The 6,915-nt window shown below is 70.5% G+C and carries 5 protein-coding genes; 2 read left to right on the top strand and 3 right to left on the bottom strand.

Annotation, left to right across the window (positions count from 1 at the left end; all coding sequences use genetic code 11):
- Nucleotides 1–57: 57 nt before the first annotated feature.
- Nucleotides 58–348, bottom strand: a complete 291-nt coding sequence (locus DMB66_RS57540) for a transposase (protein WP_158647708.1) — start codon at nt 346–348, stop codon at nt 58–60.
- Nucleotides 349–1,050: 702 nt separating this feature from the next.
- A complete protein-coding gene (locus DMB66_RS57545; protein ID WP_125812415.1) occupies nt 1,051–2,358 on the bottom strand; it encodes a serine hydrolase in 1,308 nt (435 codons plus the stop codon).
- 187 nt (nt 2,359–2,545) lie between these two features.
- Between DMB66_RS57545 and DMB66_RS57550 the strand changes: the two genes are divergently transcribed.
- Together DMB66_RS57550 and DMB66_RS57555 are read left to right on the top strand one after the other, a co-directional pair.
- The gene (locus tag DMB66_RS57550; protein ID WP_125812416.1) at nt 2,546–3,841 is read left to right on the top strand and encodes a sensor histidine kinase; all 1,296 of its coding nucleotides are present in this window, start codon (nt 2,546–2,548) and stop codon (nt 3,839–3,841) included.
- Nucleotides 3,826–4,470: a response regulator transcription factor gene (locus DMB66_RS57555; RefSeq protein WP_125812417.1), complete on the top strand. Its 645-nt coding sequence runs from the start codon at nt 3,826–3,828 to the stop codon at nt 4,468–4,470. Before DMB66_RS57550 ends, DMB66_RS57555 begins: the two co-directional genes overlap by 16 nt.
- Before the next feature lie 72 nt (nt 4,471–4,542).
- Here DMB66_RS57555 and DMB66_RS57560 read toward each other — a convergent pair whose 3' ends face one another.
- Nucleotides 4,543–6,675: a bifunctional polysaccharide deacetylase/glycosyltransferase family 2 protein gene (locus DMB66_RS57560; protein ID WP_233625579.1), complete on the bottom strand. Its 2,133-nt coding sequence runs from the start codon at nt 6,673–6,675 to the stop codon at nt 4,543–4,545.
- Nucleotides 6,676–6,915 lie beyond the last annotated feature (240 nt).

A 6,915-nucleotide genomic window follows, 5' to 3' on the forward strand; every position in this document is an offset into this window, starting at 1 on the left:
ACATCATCACGATGGGAAAGTCAGCCTTCTCGGCGTCGATAAGCTCGTAAACGTCGCTTACCGATGATCCTGAGCGAAGAAGGCCGCCGCTTTTTTCAGGAACTCGTTCTGCAGCCGCAACTCCCGGTTCTCACGTTCGAGTTCCTTCAACCGCGCCCGATCCGGCAAAGCCAGGGGCTGTTCTTCCACAGGGTGACTCTTCCTATACGCGCTGACCCAATTACCGAGAGTGCCGTCCAACAAGCCGAGTTCCCGCGCGACGACCGCGATCGGACGTGACGTCTCGATCACCATCTTCACCGCCTCATCGCGGTACTCCTGCGAGTAGGACCGTTTCTGCCGCGCCATGCCCATCTCCATCCCAGACCGAGATCATATTAGATCCCCTGTCCGGAAACTTCGTGGCAGCTCAGAACAGGCGATGGCCGACGCACACCCAGTCCCACCACAACACCGCATCCACCCACGACCGCAACCCACACGGCCCCATTTACCCAGCCCCACGGCGCCCCCGAACGGGGGCACGGATGACTTTGCTCTGCTTCCCGATAGGAAACACCCGGGTGGGGATGTACGGCTTCCACTTTCGGTTGCTGCCGGGTGTCGGCCGAGGGTGTTTCCGATGGGGAAGCAGAGCAAAGCAGGCGTTTAGGGGTCTGTCGCTGGGCGGCGAGACCCGGCGATCGAGACCCGGCGATCAAGACCCGGCGATCAAGACCCAGCGATCAAGACCCAGCGATCGACCTGGCACCTGGCCCGCAGCCGGGGGACATGAACCCGCCGTAGCCGTGTTGGCCTGCATCGCCGCTGCCCTCGGCGACCGAGCACCGCGAGGACGACGCGGTTGAGGACGGCGCCGGGTTCGTCCCGGTGACCGCCGCCGGCAAGGCCCGCGCCCTCGCCCGGCCCGCACCCGCGTCCCGGATTCTGCCCGCCGCCGGTTCCGCCGAAGAAGCGTGGGAAACCGACGCCGGTCGCAATGTCGATGCCCGTTCCCGACCGTCCGCGGTCGCCGCCACGTCGGCTCGGCGTTGGTGAGCGGGTTCGGGGTCAGCCGGCCGGGGACGCGGGCGTGGCGGGGATCGGCTTGCCGAGCATGGTGCAGACCGCGGCGGTCACCAGGGCCTGGTTGGCGGCGCCGGTCTTCGGTGGGGTCAGCCCGAAGATCGTGGCGGTGAGGACCGAGACCGTGCGCCGGCCGGTGGCGTCGGTGTAGTTCTCGCTGGAGTAGCCGGGGACCTGGCCGCTGTGGCCCCAGACGGTGCCACAGGGGGTTACCACCTGCTCCAGGCCGAGCCCGTACCGGCGGTTCGGGAACTCGGACTCCTCGGCGACGGTGGTGCGCATCTGCTTCAGCTGGGCGGGCGGCAGGAGCTTGCCGGACAACAGCGCGCTGTCGAAGCGGGCCCAGTCCCGCGCGGTGGAGACCATGCCGCCGGCGGCGCCCAAGGTGCTGGTGTTGATCCAGGTGGTGTCGACGTATCCCGCCGGCCGGGCCGGGCCGGCGAAGGTGGTTCCGGCGGGGGTGCCCGGGGGCAGCAGCGCGGCGATGCGGCTGGCGTCGGGTTCGTAGCCGTGGGCGAGTGCGGGACTCTTCGTGCTGTCGGAGTCGGTGCCGGTGACCAGGTAGGTGTTCTTCAGGTGCAGCGGCCCGGCGATCCGCTCCTGGATCAGGTCGCCCAGGGTGTGTCCGGTCGCCTTCTCGGCGACCAGGCCGAGCGCGACATAGTTGGTGTTGCTGTAGGAGTAGCCCGTGCCGGGCGCGAACAACGGGTCGTGCCGGGTGGCGGCGGCGATCAGCTCCCGGGGCGTCCAGACCCTGGTGTCCTGGCCGGTGAAGGCCTTGAGCACGGCGGCGTCGTAGGTGTAGTTGAACAGGCCGCTGGTGTGGTTGAGCAGCATCCGCACGGTGATCGCGGTCCCGTTCGGGATGAGGCCGGGCAGCCACTCGCTGACCGGGTCGGTCAGCCGGAGCCGGTGTTCGGCGACCAGCTGCAGGATGACGGTGGCGACCATCGTCTTGGTGTTCGAGCCCATCCGGAACTCGTCGCTCGCGGCCAGGGTGTGGTCGGCCCTGGTCCACGGCGCCTGCCGGGCGATCTCGGTCGCCCGGCCGCGGCCGTCGTCGACCCGGACGATCACCCCGGGCGCTCCGGCGTCCACGACCTGCTGGGCGAGGGTGGTCAGCCGGGCCCCGGGGGCTGCCACGGCCCCGGTGCGCTCGACCGCCGCGGGGACGACCGACTGCGGGTCGGCCGCCGTGCCGCAGGCGGTGAGCGTGCTGCTCAGGGCTACGGTCGCCAGAAGCGCCAGACCTGATCGGCGGCGGTGGCGTGCGGACATCGGGTTCGCGGTCATGAGGGAGCCTCCATCAATGGTGGGGAGCCGGTTGATCGGGGGTGTCCGGCCGGCGATTCCAGGCTGCTCGGGCCGGGGACGCGGAACACGGGTGCTGGACCCCACGGAGGGTGGAGGAAACCCCACCGCGCGACCCCCGGCCAACCGGTCATCATCAAGATCTGGCGATGCACGATGATGGAGCGTGATGACCGATTCCAGCGGGATCCCCGGTCCCGGGGTGCGCGCCGCACTGGCCCTGCGGATGAGCTTGCTGGGCTGGTCGCTGGTGCTGGTGCCGGGCTCGGTCCTGGGCGCCGTGCTGGCCACGGTCTGGATCACCTCGGCGTCGGTCGTCGCGCTCGGCGCCGGAATCCCGCTGATCCTGCTCGCGACCGCGCTGGTCCGCTGGTTCGCCGATCTGCACCGCCAGTGGGCCGCCGACCGGCTCGGTGAACCGGTGGCCCGGCCCTACCTGCCGACGCCGGACGCCGGGTGGCCGGTGCGGCTGTGGACGATCCTGCGCGACCCGGCGAGCTGGCGGGACTGGGCCTGGCTGGTGGCCAACTCGATCACCGGTTGGTTCAGCGTCGGACTGTCGCTGGTGCTCTTCCTCTGCGGAGTCATCTACCTGAGCTATCCGCTCATCTACCAGCTGACCCCGCCTCAGGTGTTCCGCACCCCGCTGGGCGAGGGCTTCCGCCTGCACAGCCTCGCCCAGTCGTTCGTGCTGGTCCCGCTCGGCCCGATGTTCTTCCTGCTCTGGTACGCCACCGCGGCGCGGCTGGCGAACCTCAACGCCCGGGTGATCCGCGCTCTGCTCGGCCCGACCGAGCAGGCGCGACTGCGGGCCCGGGTCCAGCAGTTGGCGACCTCGCGGGCCGAGACCGTCGACACCCAGGCCGGCGAACTGCGCCGGATCGAACGCGACCTGCACGACGGCGCGCAGGCCCGGCTGGTGTCGCTGGGCATGAGCCTGGGCCTGGCCGAACAGCTGCTGCCCGGCGATCCGCAGGGCGTCCAGCAGCTGCTGGCCGAGGCCCGCGAGTCGACCTCCAGCGCCTTGACCGAGCTCCGCGACCTGGTACGCGGCATCCATCCGCCGGTCCTGGCCGACCGCGGCCTGGACGGCGCCCTGCAGGCGCTGGCCCTGGTCAACCCGATTCCGACCACAGTGCTGACCCGGCTGCCGGGACGGCTGCCGGCACCGGTGGAGTCCGCGGCCTACTTCGCCGTCGCCGAGGCCCTGTCGAACGCCATCAAGCACGCCCGGGCCCAGCACATCCGGATCACCGTGGAGTTCGCACCCGACCAGGGCAGCACCGCGGGCGACCTGACGATGCGGGTGTCCGACGACGGCCGCGGGGGCGCCTCGATCGACGCCGGCACCGGCCTGCGCGGCATCGCCCGCCGCCTGGCGGCCTTCGACGGCACGCTGACCGTCGAGAGCCCGCCGGGCGGACCCACCGAGATAAGGATGTCGCTGCCGTGCGCATCGTCGTAGCCGAGGACCTCGCCCTGCTCCGCGACGGCCTGATCAGGATCTTCCAGGCCAACGGCTGCGAGGTCGTCGAAGCCGTCGACACCGGGCCCGCCCTGATCCGGGCGCTGACGACGCACCGTCCCGACGTCGCCATCGTCGACGTGCGGCTGCCGCCGACCTTCACCAACGAGGGCCTGCGCGCCGCGATCGACGCCCGCCGGCAGATTCCAGGGCTGCCCATCGTCGTGCTCTCGCAGTACGTCGAGCAGCTCTACGCCAGGGAGCTGATCTCGGACCGGGCGGGGGCGGTGGGCTACCTCCTGAAGGACCGGGTCATGGACGTCGAGCGGTTCGTCACCGACGTCCGGCAGGTCGCCGCCGGCAGCACGGTCATGGACCCCGACGTCGTCAGCGCCCTGCTCACCCACCGCTCCACCGACCCGATGCTCCTGAAGCTCAGCCCTCGGGAGCACGAGGTCCTCGCCCTGATGGCCCAGGGCCGCTCCAACGCCGCGATCGCCGCCCGGATGTTCGTCACCGACAAGACCGTCAGCAAACACAGCAACAGCATCTTCACCAAGCTCGGACTGAAACCCTCCGGGGACGACAACCGGCGCATCATGGCAGTCCTCGCCTATTTGGAAGGCTGAGCGGGGTCGGCAGGCTGAGCGGATCGGCCGGCTGAGCGGATCGGCCGGCTGAGCGGGTCGGCGCCGGCGAGCTCATCGCCCGGCGCGGGAACCGAGCAGAGCGCCCAGGCCGCCGACGCGGTGCAGCTTCTGCCAGCCGAGCCGGATGCCGCCGAGCGCGGCGAGGGTGGACTGGATCAGGACCAGATACATCATCTGCCGGTAGACGAACTGCTGCAGCGGCACCCGCCAGATCGGACGCAGCGACTCCTGGTCGAGCCGGAACGCGTAGCCGGTGGCTATCACCTGGGTGCTGAGCACGGCGAGCCAGACCGCTGCGGTCACCAGCGGGTCCAGGAAGAGCAGGCCGTAGATCAGGAAGACGTCGATCAGCGGGGAGAGCAGCGGCATCAGGGTCTGGAACAGGGTCAGGTTGAGCAGGCCCAGCCGGCCGGACCTGCCGCCCGGGCCGCGTTCGACCAGGGCCCGGCGGTGCTTCCACATCGCCTGCATGGTGCCGTAGCACCACCGGTAGCGTTGCCGCCACAGCTGGGAGACCGTGGTGGGAGCCTCGGTCCAGGCCCGGGCCCGCTCCTCGTAGACGACCCGCCAGCCGGCCCGGATGATCGCGATGGTCAGGTCCGTGTCCTCGGCGAGGGTGTCGTCGCTGAGGCCGTTGACCTGCCGCAGGGTCGAGGTCCGGAAGGCGCCGATGGCGCCGGGGACGGTCGTCATGCAGCCCATGACGTCGTGGGCGCGGCGGTCGATGCTGAATCCGACGACGTACTCGATGTGCTGCCAGAGCGCGATCATGCCGGACCGGTTGGCGATCTTCGCGTTGCCCGCGACGGCGCCGACCCGCGGGTCGGCGAAGGGCTGGACGAGCAACCGTACGGTGTCCGGCTCGAAGACGGTGTCACCGTCCATCATGACCACGACTTCGGTGTCGGCGGCCGCGATGCCGGTGTTCAGGGCGGCCGGTTTGCCGCTGTTCGGCTGCCAGATCACGGTCACGTTCGGCAGTCCGAGCTGCTCCGCGATCTCGGCGGTGCCGTCGGTCGAGCCGTCGTCGACCACGATGATCCGGATCGGGTGGGTGCTGGCCGTCAGCGACCGTACGGTGTCGGCGATGCACTCCTTCTCGTTGTAGGCGGGCACGACGACGGTGACCGGCGCGCCGTACGGCGGTCCCCACCCGGCGGGCTGCCGGTTCCCGCCGGCTCGCCGCCGCCCGCCCCGGCGGTTCCGGCGGGCGTGCCGCCGGCCGAGCACCAGCATCACCAGCAGCCGGGCGATGGTGAGGACGCCGAAGGCCAGCAACAGCCACGAGAAGAAGGTGGCCACGGTGGTGGCGATCTGGACGGCGCCGTCGATGGCCGTGCCGAGGAACATCTTGTCGGCGGTGGCGACCGGGTTGACCGTCGCCAGCCCGGCAACGGCGGCCAGGGTGGTGAAGGTGTAGCCGGCCTTCTTGAGGTCGGGGATGACCGTGGCGAGGGCACTGGCGGTCCGGGAGCGGTCGCCGCCGCCGTCGTGGAAGAGCAGGACCGCGCCGGCGCCGTCCGCGGGGGTGACCGCCGTGGCGATGTCGGCCATCGTGGCGTCCTCCTCCCAGTCCCGGCTGTCCAGGTCGTTGACGATGGTGAGGTAGCCGCGTTCGCCCATGTCCCGGATCACGCCCCAGTTGGCGTTGTCCAGCGCGGCCACCGTCGAGGAGTAGGGCGGCCGGAAGATCACGCTGGTCTCCCCCGTCGCGCCGGCGAGCGCCAGCTGGGTCTCCTGCATCTCCAGCGAGCGGCGCCGCTCGTTCTTGTCGGACAGGTCGGGATGGGTGAACGTGTGGATGCCGATCTCGTGGCCGGCGTCGCTGACCTGCCGCACGACGTCCGGGTACCGGCTGATCGCCGAACCGATCATGAAAAAGGTGGCGGGTACGTCGTACTCGGCCAGGACCTTGACGATCTCCGGGGTGTACCGCGGGTCCGGGCCGTCGTCGAAGGTCAGCACGATCTGCCGGTCCGGCACCGAGACCGTGCTGGTGGTGGTGCCGTCGGTCTGGATGATCGGCCCGCCGGTGAGCGCCGTGGCGGGCACCTCGTCGGTCTCGGCGGTCGAGGCCGTCGCCCCGTCCTCGGCGAAGTCGCCCTTCACCAGTCCGTTCACCAGCAGCATGCTGGCGAAGAGACCGACCAGCAGGGAAAAGATCAGCCACCGGGGCCTGGGCACGCGGAGGCGCCGGGTCGGCCGTACTCGCGGTGCGGGCGGTGCCTGCTTCGACGGATAGACGGTCACAGGTGTCCTCTCGATGCTCGCCGGCGGCGCGAGGGATGATGGGTATGTAACAATGTTGCGATGTATCCGCTAAGACGAACCGTCGCCTGCCTCGCCGTGAGCACGTCGCTGCTGGTCGGCGCCTGCGACAGCGGACCCGCCGCGAGCGTCGCCGCCCCGGCCGACCCCACCGCC

The sequence above is a fragment of the Actinoplanes sp. ATCC 53533 genome (assembly GCF_003947245.1).